This window comes from Streptomyces sp. NPDC006923 (assembly GCF_040635655.1).
In the GTDB taxonomy this organism is placed as follows: domain Bacteria; phylum Actinomycetota; class Actinomycetes; order Streptomycetales; family Streptomycetaceae; genus Streptomyces.
Genome location: NZ_JBEYIF010000005.1, coordinates 322,628 through 346,988, shown reverse-complemented (window position 1 = coordinate 346,988; position 24,361 = coordinate 322,628). Strand labels below are relative to the sequence as shown.

22 protein-coding genes are annotated in these 24,361 nt (G+C 70.6%); 6 read left to right on the top strand and 16 right to left on the bottom strand.

Translation table 11 applies throughout. The features are described from left to right. The first annotated feature begins 108 nt into the window (after window positions 1–108). A complete protein-coding gene (gene metG / locus ABZ707_RS12665; protein WP_360172155.1) occupies window positions 109–1,713 on the top strand; it encodes a methionine--tRNA ligase in 1,605 nt (534 codons plus the stop codon). 127 nt (window positions 1,714–1,840) lie between these two features. Here the strand turns inward: metG and ABZ707_RS12660 are convergent, their stop codons facing one another. From ABZ707_RS12660 to aspS, 4 genes are all read right to left on the bottom strand, one after another. Beyond that, window positions 1,841–2,608, bottom strand: a complete 768-nt coding sequence (locus ABZ707_RS12660) for a L,D-transpeptidase family protein (protein ID WP_360172589.1) — start codon at window positions 2,606–2,608, stop codon at window positions 1,841–1,843. Between the two features lie 77 nt (window positions 2,609–2,685). Then, window positions 2,686–3,513: a hypothetical protein gene (locus ABZ707_RS12655; RefSeq protein ID WP_360172152.1), complete on the bottom strand. Its 828-nt coding sequence runs from the start codon at window positions 3,511–3,513 to the stop codon at window positions 2,686–2,688. Further along, on the bottom strand, window positions 3,506–4,015 hold the full coding sequence (locus ABZ707_RS12650) for a SigE family RNA polymerase sigma factor (RefSeq protein ID WP_360172149.1): 510 nt from the start codon (window positions 4,013–4,015) through the stop codon (window positions 3,506–3,508). Before ABZ707_RS12650 ends, ABZ707_RS12655 begins: the two co-directional genes overlap by 8 nt. Before the next feature lie 137 nt (window positions 4,016–4,152). Then, window positions 4,153–5,925 carry an aspartate--tRNA ligase gene (gene aspS / locus ABZ707_RS12645; RefSeq protein ID WP_360172146.1) on the bottom strand — a complete coding sequence of 591 codons (1,773 nt, stop codon included), beginning with the start codon at window positions 5,923–5,925 and terminating at the stop codon, window positions 4,153–4,155. A 130-nt stretch (window positions 5,926–6,055) separates the two neighbouring features. Here aspS and ABZ707_RS12640 point away from each other — a divergent pair, with 130 nt between their 5' ends. Then, window positions 6,056–8,302, top strand: a complete 2,247-nt coding sequence (locus ABZ707_RS12640; RefSeq protein WP_360172143.1) for a SpoIIE family protein phosphatase — start codon at window positions 6,056–6,058, stop codon at window positions 8,300–8,302. On the opposite strand, the gene ABZ707_RS12635 is transcribed toward ABZ707_RS12640, so the two are convergent. From ABZ707_RS12635 to ABZ707_RS12625, 3 genes are all read right to left on the bottom strand, one after another. Beyond that, window positions 8,194–9,330 (bottom strand): AI-2E family transporter, encoded by a 1,137-nt coding sequence (locus ABZ707_RS12635; protein ID WP_360172140.1) that lies wholly within the window; start codon window positions 9,328–9,330, stop codon window positions 8,194–8,196. The genes ABZ707_RS12640 and ABZ707_RS12635 overlap by 109 nt on opposite strands. A gap of 151 nt (window positions 9,331–9,481) precedes the next feature. After that, window positions 9,482–10,435 (bottom strand): pirin family protein, encoded by a 954-nt coding sequence (locus tag ABZ707_RS12630; RefSeq protein ID WP_360172138.1) that lies wholly within the window; start codon window positions 10,433–10,435, stop codon window positions 9,482–9,484. A 146-nt stretch (window positions 10,436–10,581) separates the two neighbouring features. Next, window positions 10,582–11,058 carry an SseB family protein gene (locus ABZ707_RS12625; protein WP_360172135.1) on the bottom strand — a complete coding sequence of 159 codons (477 nt, stop codon included), beginning with the start codon at window positions 11,056–11,058 and terminating at the stop codon, window positions 10,582–10,584. Window positions 11,059–11,211: 153 nt separating this feature from the next. Between ABZ707_RS12625 and ABZ707_RS12620 the strand changes: the two genes are divergently transcribed. The 3 genes from ABZ707_RS12620 (at window position 11,212) to ABZ707_RS12610 (ending at window position 15,025) form a co-directional block, all read left to right on the top strand. Further along, the gene (locus ABZ707_RS12620) at window positions 11,212–13,047 is read left to right on the top strand and encodes an acyl-CoA dehydrogenase (RefSeq protein ID WP_360172132.1); all 1,836 of its coding nucleotides are present in this window, start codon (window positions 11,212–11,214) and stop codon (window positions 13,045–13,047) included. Window positions 13,048–13,398: 351 nt separating this feature from the next. Then, the gene (locus tag ABZ707_RS12615; protein WP_360172129.1) at window positions 13,399–14,688 is read left to right on the top strand and encodes a M18 family aminopeptidase; all 1,290 of its coding nucleotides are present in this window, start codon (window positions 13,399–13,401) and stop codon (window positions 14,686–14,688) included. A 112-nt stretch (window positions 14,689–14,800) separates the two neighbouring features. After that, complete coding sequence (locus ABZ707_RS12610) at window positions 14,801–15,025, top strand: DUF6458 family protein (protein WP_319679159.1); 225 nt, start codon at window positions 14,801–14,803, stop codon at window positions 15,023–15,025. A gap of 81 nt (window positions 15,026–15,106) precedes the next feature. On the opposite strand, the gene ABZ707_RS12605 is transcribed toward ABZ707_RS12610, so the two are convergent. Further along, window positions 15,107–16,927: an NHL domain-containing thioredoxin family protein gene (locus ABZ707_RS12605; protein WP_360172126.1), complete on the bottom strand. Its 1,821-nt coding sequence runs from the start codon at window positions 16,925–16,927 to the stop codon at window positions 15,107–15,109. Between the two features lie 82 nt (window positions 16,928–17,009). After that, window positions 17,010–17,810, bottom strand: a complete 801-nt coding sequence (locus tag ABZ707_RS12600; protein ID WP_360172123.1) for a carbon-nitrogen family hydrolase — start codon at window positions 17,808–17,810, stop codon at window positions 17,010–17,012. A gap of 166 nt (window positions 17,811–17,976) precedes the next feature. Between ABZ707_RS12600 and ABZ707_RS12595 the strand changes: the two genes are divergently transcribed. Beyond that, a complete protein-coding gene (locus tag ABZ707_RS12595; protein ID WP_360172121.1) occupies window positions 17,977–18,801 on the top strand; it encodes a maleylpyruvate isomerase family mycothiol-dependent enzyme in 825 nt (274 codons plus the stop codon). Window positions 18,802–18,908: 107 nt separating this feature from the next. Here ABZ707_RS12595 and ABZ707_RS12590 read toward each other — a convergent pair whose 3' ends face one another. The 7 genes from ABZ707_RS12590 to ABZ707_RS12560 all read right to left on the bottom strand — a co-directional run bounded on the left by ABZ707_RS12590 (window position 18,909) and on the right by ABZ707_RS12560 (window position 24,171). Next, the gene (locus ABZ707_RS12590; protein ID WP_360172119.1) at window positions 18,909–19,109 is read right to left on the bottom strand and encodes a hypothetical protein; all 201 of its coding nucleotides are present in this window, start codon (window positions 19,107–19,109) and stop codon (window positions 18,909–18,911) included. A 109-nt stretch (window positions 19,110–19,218) separates the two neighbouring features. After that, the gene (locus tag ABZ707_RS12585) at window positions 19,219–20,520 is read right to left on the bottom strand and encodes an MFS transporter (RefSeq protein ID WP_360172116.1); all 1,302 of its coding nucleotides are present in this window, start codon (window positions 20,518–20,520) and stop codon (window positions 19,219–19,221) included. Continuing rightward, window positions 20,517–21,179, bottom strand: a complete 663-nt coding sequence (locus ABZ707_RS12580; RefSeq protein ID WP_360172113.1) for a GntR family transcriptional regulator — start codon at window positions 21,177–21,179, stop codon at window positions 20,517–20,519. Before ABZ707_RS12580 ends, ABZ707_RS12585 begins: the two co-directional genes overlap by 4 nt. A gap of 206 nt (window positions 21,180–21,385) precedes the next feature. Next, a complete protein-coding gene (locus tag ABZ707_RS12575; RefSeq protein ID WP_360172110.1) occupies window positions 21,386–22,321 on the bottom strand; it encodes a hypothetical protein in 936 nt (311 codons plus the stop codon). 207 nt (window positions 22,322–22,528) lie between these two features. Further along, the gene (locus ABZ707_RS12570) at window positions 22,529–23,044 is read right to left on the bottom strand and encodes a hypothetical protein (protein ID WP_360172107.1); all 516 of its coding nucleotides are present in this window, start codon (window positions 23,042–23,044) and stop codon (window positions 22,529–22,531) included. 69 nt (window positions 23,045–23,113) lie between these two features. Then, entirely contained in the window at window positions 23,114–23,287 is a 174-nt protein-coding gene (locus tag ABZ707_RS12565) for a DUF397 domain-containing protein (protein ID WP_360172104.1), read from the bottom strand. After that, window positions 23,287–24,171: a helix-turn-helix transcriptional regulator gene (locus tag ABZ707_RS12560; RefSeq protein ID WP_360172102.1), complete on the bottom strand. Its 885-nt coding sequence runs from the start codon at window positions 24,169–24,171 to the stop codon at window positions 23,287–23,289. Before ABZ707_RS12560 ends, ABZ707_RS12565 begins: the two co-directional genes overlap by 1 nt. Window positions 24,172–24,361: the final 190 nt, after the last annotated feature.

The following is a 24,361-nucleotide window of genomic DNA, read 5'->3' as shown; positions in this document are numbered from 1 at the left end:
CAGGATGCGCCTGTCTACGCCACGGGGTGTTTCGCAAAGCTCTCCGTCGGGTAGCGGCGGCCTTTATCGATGCGAGGACAGCGGCGCCGGGCCTATACCATTTCGACCATGGCGGCCACTGGATCCGAAGAGCAGGGTGGGAAGGCGTTCTACGTCACCACCCCCATTTACTACGTCAACGACGCTCCTCACCTGGGCCACGCCTACACGACCGTCGCAGGCGACGTGCTCACCCGCTGGCACCGCCAGCGCGGCGAGAAGGTGTGGTACCTCACCGGCACGGACGAGCACGGTCAGAAGATCATGCGCACCGCGGAAGCCAACGGGGTCACCCCGCAGGAGTGGTGCGACAAGCTCGTCGAAGAGGCGTGGAAGCCTCTCTGGGAGCATCTGAACATCGCGAACGACGACTTCATCCGTACGACGGAGAAGCGGCACACGGACCGTGTGCGGGAGTTCGTGCAGGACCTGTACGACAAGGACGAGATCTACAAGGGCGGCTACGAGGGCCCGTACTGCGTGGGCTGCGAGGAGTACAAGCTCCCCGGCGATCTGATCGAGGACGAGAACGGCGTCAAGCTGTGCGCGATCCACAAGACGCCGGTGGAGATCCTCCAGGAGGAGAACTACTTCTTCAAGCTCAGCGCGTACGGCACCAGGCTGCTGGAGCACTACGAGGCCAACCCCGGCTTCATCCAGCCCGAGTCGGCCCGCAACGAGGTCGTGAACTTCGTCAAGCAGGGCCTCCAGGACCTGTCGATCTCGCGCTCGACCTTCGACTGGGGCGTCCCGGTGCCGTGGGACGAGAAGCACGTCATCTATGTCTGGATCGACGCGCTGCTCAACTACGCGACGGCGGCGGGCTACGGCTCCGACCAGGAGAGGTTCGAGGCGACCTTCCCCGCCGACGTCCATCTGGTCGGCAAGGACATCCTGCGCTTCCACGCGATCATCTGGCCCGCGATGCTGATGGCGCAGGGTCTGCCCGTGCCCGGCAAGGTGGCCGCCAACGGCTGGCTGATGGTCGGCGGCGAGAAGATGTCGAAGTCGAATCTGACCGGCATCAAGCCGCAGGACCTGACCGCGCACTTCGGTGTCGACGCGTACCGCTGGTACTTCCTGCGGGCCATCGCCTTCGGCCAGGACGGCTCGTTCTCCTGGGAGGACTTCAGCGCCCGCTACACCTCCGAGCTGGCCAACGACTACGGCAACCTCGCCTCGCGCGTCGCGGCCATGGTCGGCAAGTACTTCGGTGGCGCGCTGCCGGCCGAGCTGGCGCCGGGCGACGCCGAGCGTGCCGTACGGGACGGGCTGGCCGAGGCGGTCGCCGAGGCCGACCGGAAGATCGGTGAGGAGCTGGACTTCGCGGGCGGTATCGCGGCGGTCTTCACCTTCGTCAAGCAGGTCAACGGCTATCTGACCGAGCAGGAGCCCTGGAAGGTCGCCAAGGACGAGTCGGCCGGGGGCCGGGAGCGGCTGGCGACGATCCTGTACACGGCCGCGGAGTCGCTGCGGGCGGTCGCCGTCCTGCTCAACGCGGTGATGCCGGAGACCTCGCAGAAGCTGTGGGACTCGCTCGGCGCGGCGGAGCCCCTGGGCGCGCTCGCGGACCAGAAGGTCCAGAGCGCGGGCGAGTGGGGGCAGTTGCCGGCGGGTGCGAAGGTGACCAAGGGCGCGGTGCTGTTCCCGCGTCTGGAGGAGAAGCCCGCGTAGCGCGTGACGCGTGTCGTGACGTGTGACGTGTGACGTGTGTACGGGGCGGGGCCCGGGATCAGATGTCCCGGGCCCCGTCGTCCGTGGCGCGGCGGCGCCGTCGCGCCACGGACGACGGGGCCCGCCGTCAGCGCTTCAGCGACTCCGCGTCCCCCATCACCACGACCGGCTTCTTCGCCGGGTCCAGCATGCGCAGCAGCTCCTTCATCCGACCGCGCGGCAGCGAGACACAGCCCTGGGTGGGCCCGGCGTGGTCGACATGGAACCAGATGCCGCCGCCCCTGCCCGCGCCGAGCGGCCGGGTCCAGTCGAGCGGTGTGTTCCCCGGGGCGCGGTTGTAGTTGATCGCCACGACATAGTCGAAGGACCCGGCGAGCGAGTCACCCCGGAATCCGGTGCCCGAGACCGAGAAGGCGGGGCCCCGGTCGTACGGGAGGCTCGTACCCGGATCGGGCAGCAGACCCCCGGCGTCGGTGAGGCCGAACACGCCGATGGGGGAGCGCAGATCGCCCTGGCGGTGGTCGTCGGTCCAGCCGCGCAGCGCGTTGTGCGAGGGCCACGCGTCGGAGACGGGCTCCCAGCCGGTGACCGGGTCGCGTTCGTAGACCACCACGCTGCCGGTGTTGCGGTCCCTGCCGGCGCCGGTCGCCACCACGGCCTGGTCCGTCTCCGCCGGAACACCGGCGAGAGTGTTCGGGCCGAGGCCGGGAATCTCCTTCGGCGCGACGGTCTGGGGCTCGGGCGCCGACCGGCCGGCGCTGCCGCCGCGCGGACCGGGACCGCCCTCGGCCCTGCCGTCCGAGGTGGCACCGCCCGGCGCGGACGGCGTCCGGTCCGCGGGGCCCGCGCAGCCGGCGAGCAGCAGACCGGCGGCCAGCAGCACGGCGGCCGGCAGCACGGCGGCTAGCCGTGGCCCGCCGTGGGGGGAGCGGGCGGAGTTGAGGGACAACTGGGGACCTCTCGTCGTGCGCGTCACGGTGCGTCCTGGGTGGTCGTGGGGCCGGGGGCCGGCGGCGCTCCGGTGTCGCCGAACCGGGCGGCGTTGATCATCGCGCGCACCTCCTCGACCGTCTCGGAGGCGCCGGATGCGGCGCAGAGGGTGAGGGCGACCGCCGTGGTCGGCGCGGGAGCGCCGCCGAACAGCCCGCTGTACTCGGTGCTGCCGCCGATCCGCCGGCAGGCCGGCGAGAGGGCGTCGGACGCGTACAGCTTCAGCGGCAGCTCGGGCTCGTCGGCGGCCAGGCCCGGCTTCAGTACCGGGACCAGGGTGAGCAGGGCTCCGCCCGCCGCGAGCGTCCCCACCGGCAGGCAGTCGCCGCCGTACTTGGCGAGGCAGGCCGGTCCGTACGCGGTGAGCGCCTGCGAGGAGACAAAGCCCCGGGCCGGCGTCCTGTAGAGGGGCTGGCCCGGCGCGTTCAGCGCCCGCCAGTGCTCGGGCAGCCGCAGGACGAGCCCCGCCACGTCCGGGAAACGCACCAGGGCGGCCGGTGCATCCGTCGCCGGTGGCTCCGTCGCGGCGACGGTCGGCACCGCCGCCGGCGGGGACGCGGCGGGCGGTACCTGCCCCGCGTCGTCCCGCGTCGCGTCCGGCAGGAGCGTGCCGGCCACCACGAGCCCGGTCACCGCCAGCGCGGCGGCGCCCGCACCCCGGCGCCGCCGGCGGGTGCGGCCCGCCCGTTCCCGCACCTGGCGCAGGCGTCCCTCCGGGGCGGGCAGTCGCGGCACGGCCCGCTCCAGCAGGATCCGCAGCTCCTGTTCGTCCTCCGCCCCCGGCTCCCGCCGGGAACCGCGCTCAGCCACGCCGGTCACCGCCTTCCGCGACCACGGGCAGCGCCGCCCGCAGCGCGCGCAGTGCCCGCGCGGACTGGCTCTTGACGGTGCCGGTGGCGCATCCGAGGGTGGCCGCGGTCTCCTCGACGCTCAGATCCTCGAAATAGCGCAGCACGACGACCGCGCGCTGCCGCACCGGCAGCGCCCGGACGGCCGCGGCCAGCGACTGCTCCAGGTCCACATGCGCGTACGCGTCGACCGCGCCCGCCGACTCCGGCAGCTCCCCGTACGGCAGCTCGCCCCACCAGCGGCGCCGCCACCACGAGGCGTGCGTATGCACCAGTGCCTTGCGGACATACGCCTCCGGACGGTCCCCGGCGATCCGCGCCCATTTCGGCCACACCTTCGCGAGCGTGCTCTGGAGCAGATCCTCGGCAAGATGGGCGTCGCCGGTCAGCAGCCAGGCCACCCGCAGCAGCCTCGGGCCGTGGGCGGCGACGAATGCCTCGAAGTCGCCGTCGCCGGGATCCATCCTGTTGTCCTCGCCATCCTGCTGTTCGGTCTTCCACGCCCTTAGAACGCGCCGGGCCGCCGATCGGGTTGTCGCGGGACGCGAAGAGGCCCGGAACCTTTTCGGTTCCGGGCCCCCGTGGCCTGTACGCCCGAGTGCTACTCGGCGGACTTCGCGACCGGCTTGCGGAGCGCGATGTTCAGCTCGCGCAGACGGCTCTCGTCCAGCTCCGTCGGCGCGCCCATCATCAGGTCCTGCGCGTTTCCGTTCAGCGGGAAGGCGATGGTCTCGCGGATGTTCGGCTCGTCGGCCAGCAGCATCACGATGCGGTCGACACCCGGCGCGATGCCACCGTGCGGCGGGGCGCCGAGGCGGAACGCGCGCAGCATGCCCGCGAACTCGTGCTCGACGGTCTCGCGGTCGTAACCGGCGATCTCGAAGGCCTTGATCATCAGTTCCGGCTCGTGGTTACGGATCGCGCCCGACGACAGCTCGATGCCGTTGCAGACGATGTCGTACTGCCACGCCAGGATGTCCAGCGGGTCCTTCGTCTCCAGGTCTTCCAGGCCGCCCTGGGGCATCGAGAACGGGTTGTGCGAGAAGTCGATCTTCCCGGTCTCCTCGTCCTTCTCGTACATCGGGAAGTCGACGACCCAGCAGAAGCGGAAGACGCCTTCCTCGAAGTGGCCCGCGCGCTTCGCGGCCTCGACGCGGACGGCGCTCATGATCTTGGAGACCTCGCCGAACTCTCCCGCGCCGAAGAAGACGGCGTGGCCGGGGGCCAGCGCCAGCCGCTCGGTGAGGACCTTGACGTTCTCCTCGGTGAGGAACTTGGCGATCGGCCCGCTGAGCGTGGCGTCCTCGCCGACCCGCACCCAGGCGAGGCCCTTCGCGCCGTGCTCGACGGCGAACTCACCGAGCCCGTCGAAGAACTTGCGCGGCTGGCCCGCGGTGTCCGGCACCGGCAGGGCGCGGACGTGCTTCCCGGCGAACGCCTTGAACTCGGAGTCCGCGAAGACGTCCGAGATGTCGGTCAGCTCCAGCTTGGCCCGCAGGTCCGGCTTGTCGTTGCCGTACTTCAGCATCGACTCGCGGAACGGGATCCGCGGGAAGGGCGAGGTGACCTCGCGGCCGCCGCCGAACTCGGTGAACAGCTCGGTCATCAGCTTCTCGATCGGCTGGAAGACGTCCTCCTGCTCGACAAAGCTCATCTCGACGTCGAGCTGGTAGAACTCGCCGGGCGAGCGGTCGGCGCGGGCGTCCTCGTCGCGGAAGCACGGCGCGATCTGGAAGTAGCGGTCGAAGCCCGAGATCATCAGGAGCTGCTTGAACTGCTGCGGCGCCTGCGGCAGCGCGTAGAACTTGCCGGGGTTCAGCCGGGACGGGACCACGAAGTCACGGGCGCCCTCGGGTGAGGTCGCGGTGAGAATCGGCGTGGCCATCTCGTTGAAGCCGAGCGCGGTCATCTTGTGCCGGATGGCGGAGATGACGGCCGTGCGCAGCATGATGTTGCGGTGCATGCGCTCGCGGCGCAGGTCGAGGAAGCGGTACTCCAGGCGCCGCTCCTCGTTCACGCCGTCCTCGGTGTTGATCGTGAACGGCAGCGGCGCCGCCGCGCCGAGGACCTCGACTCCGGAGACCTCGATCTCGATCTCGCCGGTCGGCAGGTCCGGGTTGACGTTCTCCGCTCCGCGCGCGGAGACCTTGCCGTCGATACGGACGACGGTCTCCTTCGTGAGCTTGGACAGCTCCTCGTTGGCCGCGGTGCCGGGGCGGGCCACGAGCTGGACCAGACCGTAGTGATCGCGGAGATCGATGAAGAGGATGCCGCCCAGGTCTCGGCGATTGTGCAGCCAGCCGCTCAGCCGGACGTCGGTGCCGACGTCAGAGGCGCGGAGCTCGCCGCAGGTGTGGGACCTGTACCGATGCATCGTCGTTCATCCAGTCTTAGCAAGTCGGGGGTGACCGGGCCCGGGTTGTGCCGGTCCGGACAAGGCTACCGCCCGGCGACAGCGGCACTCTCGGTGGCGTTGGGGGCCCATGTATTAATAAAGTAGGACGATGCGCACGGAGCAGGTCCTGGCCGCTACCGCGACCGGTCTGTGGCACTGGGACAGAGCGTCCGGGGTGACTCTCGACGCGGAGGCGGCCCGGCTGGTGGGGCTGCCCTCCGAGCCGGCCACGCTGCGCGAGTCGGCGGCCCGCGCCCGGCTCCACCCCGTCGACTGGAACGAGATCGGCGCGATCGTGCATCTGGCGGTCACCGAGGGCACGGTGGCCGAGGCCAGGCTCCGGGTCATGGACGGGAACGGCCAGGTGCTGCGCACCCTGCGGGCCCGTACCAAGCCCATCGTCACCGCCAATCAGGACGGCGGCCTGGACTACACCTTCACCGGCACCGTCCAGGAGGTCGCGGAGCCGCCGCCGGGCACCACCATCGACGCGGCTCCCGTCACCGGCGACTGGCGCAGATCCCGCGAGGCATTCCTGCTGGACGCGGGCCGGGCGCTCGCCGAGGCGCGCTCGACCGCCGAGGTGCTGCGGGTCGCCGCCTCGCTGTCCATGCCCGGCTTCTCCCCCGACGGCCTGGCGGTCTTCAGCTCCTCCGGCGGCCGGCTCAAGATCATCGGACATCATGGGCACGAGGCCGGGGACATCGGCCCCTTCGAGGACATGTCCGTGCACACGGACTATCCGGCGGCCGAGGTCGTCAGGACGGGGCGCGCCGTCTATCTGCCGACGCCCGAGGCGTACCAGAAGCGCTACCCCGCCACCTGGCCGTACGTGCAGCGCTTCGACCGCCAGTCCTGGGCCTTCGTACCGCTGATCGTGTCGGGCCGCACGGTGGGCACCTGGATGGCCGCCTTCAAGCACCGGGTGAGCTTCTCGCCGGACGAGCGGTCCGTCCTGACGACGGTGGCGCGCATGCTGGCGCAGGCGCTCGCCCGCGCCGGGGTCGCGGAGTCCGAGCGCGCGCTCTCGCGCGGCCTCCAGCGTTCGATGCTGCCGACGCTCGGGCCGGAGATCCCGGGGATGACGGTCGCGGCACGGTACGTCCCGACCGGCGGCGGCCTCCAGGTCGGCGGCGACTGGTACGACATGATCCCGCTGCCGGGCCGCCCCGCCCGGCGCGGGGGCGGCGGATCCGGCAGATTCGCGCTGATCATCGGAGACGTCCAGGGGCACGACGTACGGGCCGCCGGGCTGATGGGACAGCTCAGGATCGCGCTGCGGGCGTACGCGTCCGAGGGACATCCGCCGGACGCGGTCCTCTCCCGGGCCTCCCGCTTCCTCTCCGGGCTCCAGCGCCATCCGCTGCCGGAGGACTCCGGCGGCAGCGCCGCGGCCGACGAGGACTACGCGATCAATGGCGCGCGCTTCGCGACCTGCCTCTATCTGGAGATGGACCCGGCCGCCGGCACCCTCGACATCGCCCGCGCCGGCCATCCCGACCCGATGGTCCGCTCCGTGGACGGGACGGTGCTGGTCCGGCAGACCGAGGGCGGGCTGCCGCTCGGTATCGAGGCCGACTCCGACTATCCGACGACCCGGCTCACCCTGGAGCCCGGCGAGACGCTGATGCTGTGCACGGACGGGCTGATGGAGACGGGCGGGCACGACTTCCTGAGCGGCTGGGCACGGCTGCGGCCCATCCTGGAGAAGGGCGGCGAGTCCCTGGAGCGGCTCGCCGACGCCCTCATCCAGGCCGTGCACGGCCCGGCCTCCGACTACGGCACCGGGCAGCTCGCCTTCCGCCACGAGGACGACATCGCGCTCGTACTGCTCGCCCGGGACCGCGCGCCCGACGGCCTCGGCGGCCGGCTCCAGCGGCGCACCGCGCTGACCATCGCGCAGACCGAGCCCGAGCGGCTCGCGGGCGCCCGGCGCCAGGTCCGCGAGCTGCTGCACGACTGGACGGACGACGAACAGGTCGACTCGGCGGAGCTGATGGTCTCCGAGATGGTCACCAATGTGCTGGTCCACACGGACAGTGACGCGCTGCTGGTCGCGGAGGCCGGCGGGGAGCACGGCGAGCGGCGGCTGCGGGTCGAGGTCGCCGACACCAGCGACGCCCTGCCGCACCGCCGGACCCCCGGCGAGCTGGCGTCCGGCGGCCGGGGCCTGCTGCTGATGGAGATCCTCGCCGACGCGTGGGGGGTGGTCCCCCAGGGCGAGGGCAAGTCCATCTGGTTCGAGCTCTACGAGTCGGGGCGGCCGGTGGCCGGACCGGGGCTCGCGCCGCTGTCGGGACCCGCGCCGGTGTCCGGGCCCTGTCCGGCGCGGGAGGCGCCGTTGCGGCGGCCGTAGTGCCCCCGCAGCTCCGAGACCACGCCGAACGCGGCGGCCGTCAGCGGCACGGAGAGCAGCAGGCCCAGGATCCCCGCGACGCTCGCGCCCGCGGTGATCGCCAGTATCACCACGGCCGGATGCATCTGGACCGTACGGCTCTGCACCATCGGCTGGAGCACATGGCCCTCCAGCACCTGCACGGCGAGGACCACGCCGAGCGTCCAGAGCCCGATCGCCAGACCCCGGTCGGCCAGCGCGACCAGCACGGCGACGGCGCCGGAGAGGACCGCGCCGAGATACGGGATGTACGCGCCGACGAAGACCAGCGCGCCGAGCCCCACGGCGCCGGGCACCCGGAGGATCAGCAGACCGACGGTGATGCAGAAGGCGTCGATGAAGGCGATGACGGTGGTGCCGCGCATAAAGCCCTCGACGGCCTCGAAGGCACGGCGGGCCATGGCCTCGGCCGTCTCGCCGGTCGCGCGCGGCGCGAGGGACCGGAGCAGCCCGGCGGCCTTGTCCGAGTCGCGCAGGAAGAAGAACATCAGCAGCAGCGCCAGGACGGCCGAGGCGATCAGCTCGCCGACGACGCTGAGCCCGGTGATCACTCCGGAGGCCGCGGTGGCGCCGAACTTCGCGACCAGGTCCTTGGCATTGGCCGCCACGTCGTCCAGCGAGGTCCCGGCCGCTCCGAAGTGCCTGGCCAGGTCCTTTCCCGCCTGCCGCAGCGAGGCCACGATCTGGTCGCCGGTGTCGACCAGCACGCTGACCACGATGTAGGTCGCGCCGCCGACCACGGCGACGACCGCGGCGCAGGTCAGCGCGGCGGCGAGGGACCGGTTGAGCCGCATCGCCACGAGCCGCCGGTGCAGCGGCCCGAGCAGGGCGGTGCCGAGGACGGCCAGCAGTACGGGGGTGACGGCGGTCTTGAAGGTGACGACCAGCCAGATCCCCACGGCGCCCACCGCGGCCACCAGCACCACCACCACGCACCACGCGGCGAGGCGCCGGGCGCTCTCGGGCAGGAGGGGTGACGGCGAGGGCATCTGCACCTTCCCACCCGACCACGCCACCCCGGCCGTGTCCCGCCGGGGCCCCCGCCCGGGTGATACGACGGCACCGCCCCGCGGGGCGGTGCCGCGGGGCGGTGCGGGACGGGGGCCGCGGCCCCCGCCGGCGGAGCGGGAGGGAGCGGGGTCAGGCGTGGGCCGCCGGGACCGTGCCCAGACGCCCCGACTGGAAGTCGTCGAAGGCCTGCCGCAGCTCCGCGTGGCTGTTCATGACGAACGGACCGTAGTGCGCCATCGGCTCCCGGATCGGGCGCCCGCCGAGCAGCACGATCTCCAGGTCCGGCGTGTTCGAGTCCTGGGACTCGTCCGCGCGCACGGTCATCGTGCCGCCCGCGCCGAACACCGCGGTCTGGCCCATCCGGACCGGCCGCCGGTCCGTACCGACCGTGCCCCGGCCCGCCAGGACATACGCGAGCGCGTTGAAGTCCTCGCGCCACGGCAGCGTGATCTCCGCTCCCGGCCGCAGCGTCGCGTGGATCATCGTGATCGGCGTGTGCGTGACGCCGGGACCCTCGTGGCCGTCCAGTTCGCCCGCGATCACCCGCAGCAGCGCACCGCCGTCCGGCGACGTCAGAAGCTGGACCTGGCCGCCCCGGATGTCCTGGTAGCGCGGGTCCATCATCTTGTCGGACGCCGGCAGGTTCACCCAGAGCTGGAGGCCGTGGAAGAGGCCGCCGGACATGACGAGCGACTCCGGCGGCGCCTCGATGTGCAGCAGGCCGGAGCCCGCCGTCATCCACTGGGTGTCGCCGTTGCGGATGGTGCCGCCGCCGCCGTTGCTGTCGTTGTGGATGAACGTCCCGTCGATGATGTACGTGACGGTCTCGAAGCCGCGGTGCGGGTGCCACGGCGTGCCCTTGGGCTCGCCCGGCGCGTACTCCACCTCGCCCATCTGATCCATCATGATGAACGGGTCGAGATGCTTGTAGTCGATCCCGGCGAAGGCGCGGCGCACCGGGAAGCCCTCGCCCTCGAAACCGCTGGGCGCGGTCGTCACGGCGAGCACGGGCCGCGCCACGGCGTCGGCCGGTGCCACCACCCTGGGCAGGGTCAGCGGGTTCTCGACGGTCACTGCGGGCATGAGGGCCTCCTCGATTGTTCCGCTCTCAATTTAGTTGAACGGTGAACATCCTGCAAGGCTCCATTCATTCCCGCGCCGGATCCGCCGCGCGCGACTGAGGCCCGTACCGGTGCGGCACGGGCCTCAGTCGTCGGTGAAAGCGCTGGTCAGCCGTACATGCGGCGCATCGCGAAGTCCACCATCTGCTCGACGGCCTTCGCGTCGAACACCATCCGGTGGTCGCCCTCCATGTCGAGCACGAAGCCGTACCCCGTCGGCAGCAGGTCGATCACCTCGGCGCCCGTGATCACGAAGTACTTCGACTCCTTCCCCGCGTACCGCCGCAGCTCCTTGAGCGTGCTGAACATGGGGATGACCGGCTGCTGGGTGTTGTGCAGCGCCAGAAAGCCGGGATTGTCGCCGCGCGGGCAGTAGACCTTCGACGTCGCGAAGATCTGCTGGAAGTCCTCGGCCGACAGCGACCCCGTCGTGAACGCCCGCACGGCGTCACCGAGCGACGGAGGCGACGGCTCCGGATACAGCGGCTGCTCGCCGTAACCGGGACCGCCCATCGGCTGCTGCGGCTGCTGCTGCGGGTGCGCGTACTGCTGCTGAGCGCCCGGATTCTGGTCGTAGCCGTACATGAGCGCAAGAGTACTGAGGATTACCGCGAAGAGGAGCCTCGTCACAGATGCCCGGAGGGGGTTGCGTCTTATTACCCATGGGTAGCATCATCGTAGCTACTTACCGGTACACGCATGAGGAATCCGCCTCCCGATCCTTACGGAGTCGCAGCCATGGGGCACTACAAGCCGAATCTCCGCGACATCGAGTTCAACCTCTTCGAGGTCCTCGGGCGCGACAAGCTGTACGGGACGGGACCGTTCGCGGAGATGGACGTGGAGACCGCCAGGAGCATCCTCGGTGAGGTCGTCCGCCTCGCGGAGAACGACCTCGCGGAGTCGTTCGCGGACGCCGACCGCAACCCTCCGGTGTTCGACCCGGAGACGAGTACGGCACCGGTGCCCGCCTCCTTCAAGAAGAGCTACCAGTCCTACATGGACTCCGAGTACTGGCGGCTGGGCCTGCCCGAGGAGATCGGCGGCACGACCGCGCCGCGCTCCCTGATCTGGGCCTACGCGGAGCTGATCCTCGGCGCCAACCCGGCCGTGTGGATGTACGCCTCGGGCCCGGCCTTCGCCGGCATCCTCTTCGAGGAGGGCAACGAGGCCCAGAAGAAGGCCGCCGCGCTCGCGGTCGAGAAGCAGTGGGGCGCCACGATGGTCCTCACCGAGCCGGACGCCGGCTCGGACGTCGGCGCCGGCCGCACCAGGGCCGTCCAGCAGCCGGACGGAAGCTGGCACATCGAGGGCGTGAAGCGCTTCATCACCTCCGGCGAGCACGACATGTCGGAGAACATCCTGCATTACGTCCTCGCCCGCCCCGAGGGCGCCGGACCCGGCACCAAGGGCCTGTCGCTCTTCCTCGTGCCGAAGTACGAGTTCGACTGGGAGACCGGCGAACTGGGCGCGCGCAACGGCGTCTACGCCACCAATGTCGAGCACAAGATGGGCCTCAAGGCATCCAACACCTGCGAGATGACCTTCGGCGACCGCCACCCCGCCAAGGGCTGGCTGGTCGGCGACAAGCACGAGGGCATCCGGCAGATGTTCCGCATCATCGAGTTCGCCCGGATGATGGTCGGCACCAAGGCCATAGCCACCCTCTCCACCGGCTATCTGAACGCGCTGGAGTACGCCAAGGAGCGCGTCCAGGGCCCCGACCTCGCGCAGTTCACGGACAAGACCGCGCCCAAGGTCACCATCACCCACCACCCCGACGTCCGCCGCGCGCTGATGACGCAGAAGGCGTACGCCGAGGGCATGCGCGCGCTGGTCATGTACACCGCCTCGGTGCAGGACGAGATCGCGCTCAAGGAGGCCGGCGGCGAGGACGTCACGGCGCTCAACGGGCTGAACGACCTGCTGCTGCCGATCGTCAAGGGCTACGGCTCGGAGCGCTCCTACGAGCTGCTCGCGCAGTCGCTCCAGACCTTCGGCGGCTCCGGCTACCTCCAGGAGTACCCGGTCGAGCAGTACATCCGGGACGCCAAGATCGACACGCTCTACGAGGGCACCACGGCCATCCAGGGCCAGGACTACTTCTTCCGGAAGATCGTCCGCGACCAGGGCCAGGCGCTGAACACCCTGGCCGAGGAGATCAAGACGTTCCTCGCCGTCGGCACCGGCGGTACGGAGCTGGCCCCGGCCCGCGACGCGCTCGCCAGGGCCGCCGTCGACCTGGAGGCGATCGTCGGCCGGATGCTCACCGACCTCACCGCGACCGGCGAGGACGTCAAGAACATCTACAAGGTCGGGCTCAACACCACCCGCCTGCTGATGGTCTCGGGCGATGTCGTCGTCGGCTATCTGCTGCTGCGCGGCGCCGCCGTGGCCGCCGAGAAGCTGGAGACGGCCGCCACCAGGGACATCGCGTTCTACCAGGGCAAGATCGCCGCCGCGAAGTTCTTCGCGGCGAACATCCTGCCCGGCGTCTCGGCGGAGCGCGCGCTCGCCGAGTCCGTCGACGGCACCGCCGACTCCCTCATGGAGCTGGACGAGGCGGCCTTCTAGGGTTCCCGCACCTTCGCTCGCGGCCCGCGGCCGTCGCGTGATCGTCAGGGGTCCACCGGGACCCCGATGACCAGGCGACGGCCGCGGCCGTTTCCGGCCCGGTCCAGACGACGGGGTCACGTGGTCGGCGGGCCGCCCGTACCCGCCCGCGCCCCCGCCGACGCCACCGCCCGGCGCCTCTCCCGCTGCCGTGCCCGCCCGGTTTTCCGGCCACTTTTCCAGCCGCGCGCACCGCTTCCCGTCCTTCTCCGGTGCCTGATTTACCCATGTGCGGAGCTTGTCCCGACCCTGCCCGAACCGTTGCCTCCGCAGGCGCGCCGGGGGCCATGAGCCGTCGTTATGGTGAACCCCATGAGCATTTCCGCCCGCTTCGACCGCGGCCACACCGACGACCTCATGTCCTTCCTCGCGGCGAGCCCATCGCCGTACCACGCGGTGGCCAATGCCGCGGAGCGCCTCACGGCGGCGGGCTTCCGCCAGGTGCTGGAGACGGACGCCTGGGACGGGTCGCCGGGCGGGCGCTTCGTGCTGCGCGGTGGAGCGATCATCGCCTGGTACGTACCGGAGGGCGCGGAGCCGCACACCCCGTTCCGCATCGTCGGCGCGCACACCGACTCGCCGAATCTGCGGGTCAAGCCGCTGCCGGACAGCGGCTCCTACGGCTGGCGGCAGATCGCCGTCGAGATCTACGGCGGGACGCTGCTGAACACCTGGCTCGACCGCGATCTGGGACTCGCGGGCCGCATCACCCTGCGGGACGGCTCGCACCGGCTCGTCAATGTCGACCGCGCGCTGCTGCGCGTGCCCCAGCTCGCCGTGCATCTGGACCGCTCGGTCAACACGGACGGTCTCAAGCTGGACCGGCAGCGCCACATGCAGCCGATCTGGGGCCTGGGAGAGCCGGAGGAGGGCGACCTGATCCGGTTCGTGGCCGAGGAGGCGGGTGTCGAGGCCGCCGACATCACCGGCTGGGACCTGATGCCGCACGCCATCGAGCCGCCCGCCTATCTGGGCCGCGACCGCGAGCTGCTGGCCGGGCCGCGGATGGACAATCTGCTGTCCGTGCACGCCGGTACGACCGCGCTGGCCGCCGTCTCCGGCGGACCGCTCCCGTACATCCCGGTGTTCGCCGCCTTCGACCACGAGGAGAACGGCTCCCAGTCGGACACCGGCGCGGACGGACCGCTGCTCGGGACCGTGCTGGAGCGTTCGGTGCTCTCGCGCGGCGGCACCTTCGAGGACCGGGCACGGGCCTTCGCCGGGACGGTCTGTCTGTCCTCGGACACCGGCCACGCCGTGCATCCCAACTACAGCGAGCGCCACGACCCGACGCACCACCCGCGTCCCAACGGCGGCCCGATCCTCAAGGTCAACGTCAATATGCGGTATGCGACGGACGGCAGCGGCCGGGCCGTGTTCGCCGCGGCCTGCGAGAAGGCGGGCGTGCCCTGGCAGTCGTTCGTCTCCAGCAACTCGATGCCCTGCGGCACGACGATCGGCCCGATCACCGCGGCCCGGCACGGCATCCGCACCGTCGACATCGGCGTGGCCATCCTGTCCATGCACAGCGCGCGTGAGCTGTGCGGCGCGGACGACCCGTATCTGCTGGCGAACGCGCTGGTCGCGTTCCTGGAGGGCTGACCGGACAGCGCGGAGCGATGCCCCGACTCCCGGCGCCCGCATGGCTGTTCCGGACCGGGGTACCCGCAGTGTGGCCCGGAACGGCCACCACTCGTATCAGGAGGCGGGATCCATGGGCATTGGCGGATGCATCGTTCTTATCGCGGTGGGGGCCATCCTCACCTTCGCGACCGACTGGGAAGTCGACAGCGTCAATCTCGACCTGGTCGGACTGATCATGATGGCGGTCGGCATCATCGGTATCGCCACGTTCACCAGCATCGCCCGGCGCCGTCGCGCCATCGTCACCCCGGTCGCGCCGACCGTCGTGGAACGGGACGAGCGCTCCGGCTTCTGACCCGCGCGGCCGAGCCCGGCGACGACCGGGCCCGGCGGCCGGGTGCCGGTCCCGCCGGACCGGCACCGGGGCCGAGAGGTCCTACGCGTCCATTCCGGCGAGCACCAGACCGAGCCGGGCCGTGCCCGACTCCGTCACCCGGACCGGAACTCCCCAGTCCTGCTGATGGACATGGCAGGCCGGGTACTCGTTGGCCGGGTCGTCGTCGCAGGACGCCGCCATCGCGGAGACATGCAGCACCCCCTCCGTGATCCCGTCGGCCAGCACCAGCTCACGGCTCAGGTCGGAACCGGCGCCGCCGCCGTCCGCCAGCAGCTCCGGCGGGGTGGCGGAGACCAGCAGCCGCGTCGACGGGCCGTAGCGGGTGTCCAGCTTCTGGCCGCTCGGCGCCGTGAAGACGACATCCAGCCGGAGCGCACCGGGTGCGACCTCGGTGGCGGCCCGCTGCGTCCGGTGCGCGACGGCCTCGACCCGGACAGCCTCGTCGGGCAGCCGCAGCCGGGTCAGCCGGTGCCGCGCCGACTCGACGACGACGATGTCCTCGCCGACCAGCACGGCGCCGCTCGGCTCCCGCAGGTCCGTGGCCAGCGTGGTCACCTCACCGGTCGCCGGATCGAAGCGGCGCAGCGCGTGGTTGTAGGTGTCCGAGACGGCGACGGAGCCGTCGGGCAGCGCGGTGACGCCCAGCGGGTGCTGAAGCAGTGCCTGTCCGGCCTCGCCGTCGCGGTGTCCGAAGTCGAAGAGCCCGGTGCCCACGGCCGTACGGATGACAAAGCCGTCCTCGCGGTCGCGCTCGGCCCAACGCAGCGCGCTGGTCTCCGAGTCGGCGATCCACAGCCGGTCACCGGCCGTGGCGAGCCCGGACGGCTGCGCGAACCACGCCTCGGCGGCGGGCCCGTCCACCAGTCCCTCGTTGGTGGTGCCGGCCGCGACCTCGACCGTGCCGGTGGCCGGGTCGTACGTCCAGAGCTGATGGACACCGGCCATCGCGATCCACACCCGGTCGGCCCACCACGCCACGTCCCACGGCGAGGAGAGGTCCACTTCGAGCGCGGGCCCGGCGGTCGGTGATCCCTGCCACCACTGCCGGCCGGTCCCGGCGACGGTCTCGATCGCGCCGCTGACCGGGTCGTACGTCCGCAGCGCGTGGTTCACGGTGTCCGCGACGATCACCTTGCCGTCGGGCAGCAGCGCCAGTCCCTGGGGCTCGCTGAAGGAGTCCCGGCCGAAGCCGCGCTCGCCGGTGCCGATCCGCCGTACGACCGTCTCGCCGTCCGGCTCCAGCTCGACGAGCTGGTGGCGGCTGGAGTCCGAGACGAGGAGGTTTCCGTTCGCCAGCGCCAGCGCCTTGCCCGGGAAGCGCAGATCGGTCGCGACCGGCTCCGGCGGGACATACGGTCCGTCGCCGCGCCGGAGTGTGCCCTTCGCCGCGTGCTCCGCCTCCAGCTCCTGGACCAGCCTCTCGATGGCGTGCGCGTGTCCCTCGCCCGCGTGCTGGGCGACCACATACCCCTCGGGATCGATCACGACAAGCGTGGGCCAGGCCCGTACGGCGTACTGCTTCCAGGTCGCCAGCTCGGGATCGTCCAGGACGGGGTGATGGACCTCGTACCGCTCGACGGCGTCCACGACGGCCTGGTGCTCGGCCTCGTGCACAAACTTCGGCGAGTGGACACCGATGATCACCACCGTGTCCCGGTGCTTCTCCTCCAGCTCCCGCAGCTCGTCCAGGACATGCAGGCAGTTGATGCAGCAGAAGGTCCAAAAATCCAGAATGACGATGCGTCCCCGCAGGTCAGCCAGGGTGTAGGAGGTGTCGCCCGTATTGAGCCAGCCACCCTTGCCGATCAGTTCGGGGGCGCGGACACGGGCACGGCGGGGCGCGGGAGAAGCATCGTTCATGCCTTAAAGAGTGCCACCACGGAATCCACCCCGGCCGACCGGGACCGGCCGGGGCCCCCGGGTTCGGGAGCGCGGCGCCGGCTCAGCGGCGCGGCGGTTCCAGGCCCAGCAGGCGGTCCTTCAGTACCGGGAACTGCTCGCGGGTGATCGCGACCTTCGCCGGGTCGATCTCCACGGTGAGGACCTCCTCGCCCGTCCCCGCCTCGGCGAGCACCTCGCCCCACGGGTCCACGACAAGGCTGTGGCCCGACTGCTCCACTCCGGCGTGGCTGCCGGCGGTGGCGCAGGCCAGCACGTACGCCTGGTTCTCCACGGCGCGGGCCCGGGTGAGCAGGGTCCAGTGCGCGCGGCGGCGGGCCGGCCAGCCGGCCGGGACGACGAGCAGCTCCGCGCCCGCGTCGATCAGCCCTCGGAACAGCTCGGGAAAGCGAAGGTCGTAGCAGGTGGCGAGGCCGATCGTGGTCTCAGGCAGCGTGACGGTGACGAGTTCGTCGCCCGCGCCCATCAGCGTCGCCTCGCCCTTGTCGAAGCCGAAGCGATGGATCTTGCGGTAGGCGCGGACCAGCTCACCGGCCGGGGAGATGACCAGCGAGGTGTTGTAGAGAGTGCCGGATCCGGACGCGGCCCGTTCCACGACGGACCCCGCGTGCAGCCAGACCCCGGCATCGCGCGCCGCCTCGGACATGGCTTCGAAGGTCGGCCCGTCGAGCGGCTCCGCCTCGTCGGCGAAGGACTCGTAGGCGAAGGCTCCCATCGGCCACAGCTCCGGGAGCACCACCAGACCGGCGCCCCGCTGCTGCCTCACCAGCGCCGCGACTCGTTGTCTCCGGGAGTCGACTGATTCGTCCGGGTCTACTGCGATCTGGAGGAGCGAGGCGCGCACAGTACCACCGTCCTGGCATTCAAGCCGTCAACACGGGCCTACGATCGTCACACGAAAGCACTGCCGGGGTGCCACCGGGCAGCGTAACTTAGCTGCCAAACCTCCCACGCAGCCCGCAGCCAGCCAGCAAGCCAGCCCGCGTACCGCAGAACCGCCGAGGGGTCCCGTGACCGTCCATCCCAGCCTTCAAAACTACGCCGATGCCTGGACCGACTCCATCGAGGCCATAGCCGAGCTGGTGCAGCCGCTCGTCGAAGGTGAGTGGAGTTGGCGCACGCCGTGCCCGGGCTGGTCCGTCCGGGACATCGTCTCGCATGTCATCGGCATGGAGTCCGAGATGCTCGGGGACCCGCGGCCGATCCATTCGCTGCCGCGTGACATCTTCCACGTGCAGAGCGAGATGGCTCGCTACATGGAGATGCAGGTCGATGTGCGGCGGCATCACACCGCGCCGGAGATGACCTCCGAGCTGGAGTACACGATCATCCGCCGCAACCGGCAGCTCCGGAACGAGAACCGCTCTCCCGACACCATGGTCCGTGCTCCTCTCGGTAAGGAGCAGACCCTCGAAACGGCCATGCGACTGCGCGCGTTCGACGTCTGGGTGCATGAGCAGGATCTGCGGACGACGCTGAACAAGCCCGGCAACCTCGACTCGCCCGGTGCCTACATCGCCCGTGACCACCTGCTGGCCGCCCTGCCGAAGGTCGTCGCCAAGGACGCGGGCGCGCCGCCGAACTCGGCGGTGGTCATCGATGTACACGGCCCGGTCGAATTCCTCCGTACGGTCCGGGTGAACGCGGACGGACGCGGCTCGATCGACGGCTCCCCCTCGCTCGGTCCCCTGGTGACGCTGGCGATGGACTGGGAGACGTACTTCCGGCTGGCCTGCGGCCGGGTGCGGGCGGCGGCTGTCGCCGACCAGATCAAGATTGACGGCGATCAGGAGCTGGCGACGGCGATCCTGCGCGAGTTCGCGGTGACGGACTGACCCGCGCGGGGCGTACGGCGCGGCGGTGGCGGCAGCGGTGAGGTGAGGTCGCTCCCGGCGGGGCGGGCCGGCCGGGAGCGATCATCGCCGGTGGGGCCTCAGGGGCCCTACCCGGCGTCCACCACCGGGACCGCCGGCGCGACGTGGGCGACGGCGGCGGTCAGTCGGTCCTTGTCGAGACGCCGGCCGCTCACCGGCCGTGAGACCAGCACGACATCGGCCGGCAGGTGCGGCACCAGCGTTTTCCGGTCCCAGCCGAACCGCGTTTCGTACACCGGCTTCCCCCCCGTCCGCCATGTCTGGATCATGGCAACTCCGGTGTCCGCGGGGAAGAGCGAAGCGTGTGCGTTTTCTGTCGGACATGCGCGGCAGGCGTTCCCTCGGACATCGGTGGTGGGCGCGCGTCCGCCCGGCGGGTCATGCCGGTACGTGCACGGCCTCCACCCGGCTCGCCACCAGCCGCTCCCGCTCCCGCCGTGCCGTCCGCGCGCGGAGCCGCAGGATCTGCACCACGCCGAGCGCCTGGAGGACGAAGACGGACGAGAACGCCGTCCGATAGCTGTCGCCGGTCGCGTCCAGCAGCACTCCCACCGCCAGCAGTGTGGTCATCGAGGCGACAAAACCGCCCATGTTGACGATGCCGGAGGCCGTGCCCTGACGCTCCGGCGGGTTCGCGGGCCTGGCGAAGTCGAAGCCGATCATCGACGCGGGTCCGCAGGCGCCGAGGACCGCGCAGAGCGTGATCAGCAGCCACATCGGGGCGTGGTCGGCGGGATAGGCGAGTGTCGCGGCCCAGAGCAGCGCCGTCGCTCCGACCGTGCCGAGGGCCAGTGGCGCCCTGGCCGCGTGGTGGCGCGCGATGACCTGTCCGTACACCAGCCCGACGGCCATGTTGGACAGGACGACCAGCGTGAGCAGTTCACCGGCGGTGGCCCGGGACAGGCCCTGCGCCTCGACCAGGTACGGCAGCCCCCACAGCAGCAGGAAGAACATCGCCGGGAACTGCGTGGTGAAGTGCACCCACAGCCCGAGCCTGGTGCCCGGTTCGCGCCAGGACTCGGCGATCTGCTTGCGGACATAGGCGGCGCCGGCGTGTTCGGCGGGCGGCGGCTCATGGCCTTCCGGATGGTCCTTCAGGAAGAGCAGCATCAGCACGAGGACCAGGACACCGGCCATGGCACTGCCGGCGAAGGTCGTGGTCCAGCCGAGGCCGTGCAGGGTGCGGGAGATGAAGATGGTGGAGACGAGATTGCCCGCCATTCCGAACAGCGCGGCGATCTGCGCGATCATCGGCCCGCGCCGGGCCGGGAACCAGCGGGTGCCGAGCCGCAGCACGCTGATGAAGGTCATCGCGTCACCGCAGCCGAGCAGCGCGCGGGAGGCGAGAGCGGTGCCGTACGAGGGGGAGAAGGCGAAGCCGAGCTGTCCGACGGTGAACAGCACCACTCCGAAGGTGAGCACCTTCTTGGTGCCGAACCGGTCGACCAGCAGCCCCACGGGTATCTGCATGCCCGCGTACACGAGCAACTGGAGTATGGAGAAGGTCGACAGGGCCGAGGCGTTGACGTCGAAGCGCTCGGCCGCGTCGAGGCCCGCGACGCCCAGGCTCGTGCGGAAGATGACGGCGACGAAGTAGACGGCGACGCCGATGCCCCAGACCCAGGTGGCGCGACGGCCGCCGGGTGGGTCGCCGGGCAGGGCGACGGAGGCGGCGGTCACCGGGCCTCACCCCTGATCAGGACCTTGACGCGGCTGACGTGACGTCGCACACACAGGGCCGCGCCGTCCGCGTCGCCCGTTCTGAGGGCTTCGAGCAGTTCGGCGTGCTCGATGATGTTCTTCGCGATCCGGTCCGGATGCGCCTCCATCACGGCGACGCCCATGCGGAGTTGCCGGTCCCTGAGCTGGTCGTACAGCTTGGAGAGGATCTGGTTTCCGGCGTTGCGCACGATCTCGGCGTGGAAGGAACGGTCGGCCATCGACGCACCCGCGAGATCGCCTTCCCCGGCCCTGAGCCGGTGCTCCGCCAGCAGCGCCTCCAGCCGGGTGATCAGGCGCGGCGACGCCGGTACGGCCTTGCGCACGGCGAAGTCCTCGACCAGCAGCCGGGTCTCGACGACATCCGCGATCTCCTGCGCGGACACCGCGAGCACCAGCGCGCCCTTCTTGGGATAGAGCTTGATCAGCCCCTCGACCTCCAGCTTGAGCAGCGCTTCCCGTACGGGTGTCCGCGACACTCCGACGGCCTCGGCCAGCTCTCCCTCGGTGAGCAGCGTGCCGCCCTCGTAGCGGCGGTCGAGCACGGCTTCCTTGATGTGGCTGTAGACACGATCGGCGGCGGGCGGTTGCTTCATCGGGGCGGCGGGAGCGGACGGCATGAGCACAGCTTAGATACAACAGAGGTGCAACAGGGTCGCCGTCCGGGATACGGACGGCGAAGGCGGCCCGGTGGCCCCGGCGGCACGGGCCAACGCCTCGGGCGCCAGGCGAATACGCCTGGCGCCCGAACGGGTGACGGCCCGTCGACCCCACCGACGACGGGCCCTCCCGGTCGCACCGCCTCCGGGAGCGGAGGCGGAGACCGTTATCCGAAGAAGACGGAGGAGACGGTGTTGTCGAAGCCGATCGTGGACAGGTCGGCGACATCACCGTTGATGATCTTCGACTGGCCGGTGCAGTTCGCCTCGGACCAGATCTTCAGCGAACCGCCGGCCTGGATGGAGGAGGCTATGTTGTCGCGTGCGACGTTCTGGCAGCCCTGGCCGGACAGGCCCTGCGAGCCGTTGTCCGCGAAGTTCTTGTCGTCGAAGAGGACGGCGCTGGTGGCGGGCGCCGTGTTCGCGCCGCCCCCGGTCTGACCGCCGTCGGCCGCCTGGCCGCCACCGACCGCCGGGCCGCCGGCCTTCTGGCCGTCGGGGGTGACACCGAACCACGTGCCGCCCACGCCCTGGCCATTGGTGTCGCCGGGCTTGAGGTCCTTGCTGAAGCGGTAGACCGGCCAGCCGCCGAGCGTCACCTGAAGGGTGCCGTCATCGCGCCTGACCACACCGACGTCGGACTTCTTGACGCCGTCGATGAAGATCTTGCCGCGCGGGTCCACGACCACCGGCGGCCAGGTGACGGCGCAGGCGTCGTTGCAGTTCGACTTCGACGGGTTCGCCGTGTCCTTGTCGAACCGGTAGAGAGTGAATCCGGCGCCGTTGACGACCACCGGGTCCAGGTTTCCGGCCTTGGCGGCCGAGAGCTGCACCCACTTCTTCGCGACCGGCGAGACCGCGGGCTTGCCGGGCTGGTTCGCCCAGTCTCCCGTGTTCGCCGGCGCGTTGTTCTTCTTCGCGGAGCCGCTCAGAAAGGCCAGATCGCCGGCGCCGGCCGCATTGGCGGCGGGAGCGGCGGCGGCCGAAGAGGACTCGCCGGCCGCACCGTTGTCGGTACCGCCGTCGTTGCCGCCGCAGGCGGTCAGCAGCATCGCGCCCGTGGCGGCGGCCGCGGCGATCATTCCCATGCGCTTCCGGAACATTCCGTAACTCCTCTGGTCGTGAACTCCGGCACATCCGGAGCCATCACCACCCAGTACGAGCCCGCCGTCCGGCCTTCTCAGCCGGTTACGGCCTGGTGACACAACACCAACAGGTCCCCGACAACGCCGACGTGATCAAGACGAAGAGCCGCGCGAGGAGCCGAGATTGTCACCCGGAGTGATCAATGGGGAGCGCATGTGATCTCACTACTGCCTGCGGGCCCGCCAGGCGGTGGCGACGGCGCCGCCGGTCAGTACGACGGCACCGCCCAGCGAGGCGAACAGCAGCGCGTTGATCCAGCGCGGGACGAGCTCGACCTCCGTACCGTCCGGCCAGGTGCAGAGGGTCGACGGGGGAAAGGCCCGCCAGGTGATGACGATGCCGTCGTTCTCAGGGGCCCGGTACGCCTGCGGGCTCATGTCCCCGGTGCGCTCGGTCACACAGGGCCGGGTCGGCCGGGTGTCGAATCCGCTCATGGCCCCCACGACAAAGGCGATCGCGGCCACACAGAGGCAGAACGCGATTCCACCGGCCCACTTGGCCCAGGACATACGAGCGGGCATCCGGACGGCGGCCGGCCGCTCCACGGCGGGGCGGCGCATCACCTTGGCCATGAGCAGGACGACGGCGATTACCGCGAGGAGTAAGGCTACTTCGAGGATGGTGTGCTCCCGGAGTTCGTCAGTCCGAAGTGGCGGGGGCTGGGTCCACGGTGTCGCCACGAAGTAGCACGATGGCACGAGCCGGTACGGGGCGCGGACAACGGGCGGTGACCGCGCCCCGTAACGGGCTCACGGACGACGCAGGCCGGACCGGAAAGCATCCCAGGCGGCCGGAGCCACACGCAGGACCGGACCGGAGACATCCTTGGAATCACGCACGGCGACGGTGCCGGGAACGTTGAGGGCTACCTCGACGCACGCCCCGGTCTGGTTGCTGTAACTAGACTTTTTGAAGCGGAACATCACTCACTCAATTCCTTGCCGAGGCTGTTGATGAGCTGCGCGGAGTCGTAGGGCGAGAGGCTGACACCGCACAAGCGGGCGAAGAGGTGTACGTAATCGGCGCTTTCCTCCAGGCCTTCGACCCAGGTTGTGGAGCGGAGACCGTCCATGTGCACCACGTCCAGCGCACCTTCTTCGGCGAACGAGAGGACGTTAAAGCAACCTCCCACGCCAGGGTAGCCGCCTGCCCGAAAAGGCAGCACCTGGATAAGGATGTTAGGTAGCCGGGCCAACTCATTGAGGTGTGCGAGCTGTTGCCGCATCACCTTTGGGCCGCCGATCAGTTGACGGAGCGCCGCTTCCCAGATCACCGCGTGGACCTGGAGCGGAGGGTCGTCGTAGAGGCGCGCCTGACGTCGGAGACGTACATCCACGACCTGCTCGATCTGGCCGATCTTGTCTACCGAGATGTCGGGCACCGCCATGGCTCGGGTGTAATCAGCGGTCTGGAACAGCCCCGGAATGAGCGAAAGCTGCCACTCACGCACCTTGAGGGCCGCGTCCTCCATGGCGATGTACTCACGCAAGTTGCCGGGGTCGAGGGCGCCCCACCAGCCCTTCGCCCTGCGGCGCTCGCGGTCCAGCTTGGCAAGGCGGAGAAGGCCCGCCACAACACGTTCGTCCTCAACCCCGTACAGCTTGCAGAGCGCGATGATGTCGGGATCGCGGAACGGCACCCAACCTCGCTCCATCTTGGCGACCTTGGCCGTCTGCGAGCTGAGCACCTCCGCCGCGCTCGACTGATTCAGGCCGGCGGCCTCCCTGAAGGACAGCAGTTGCCCGCCCAACTGGCGCGCCAGCACTGTCGATACACGGTTTCCCGCGTTCGCCCGCCCTTGTGTCACGGCTCATCACTCCTCGTGTCAGACACAGTCTGCAACCGCCTCTCGACAACACACAATCACCCTTGCGGGGATAAATATCCTGAGGATTATTGTGCGCAACGCCGCGAGGCCGCTACGTTCAGTGCCCAACCGCTCGCACAGCGGCGCCGACCGGCGGAAGTGCACCGCCCCGCCATGCCACCGCGCACGG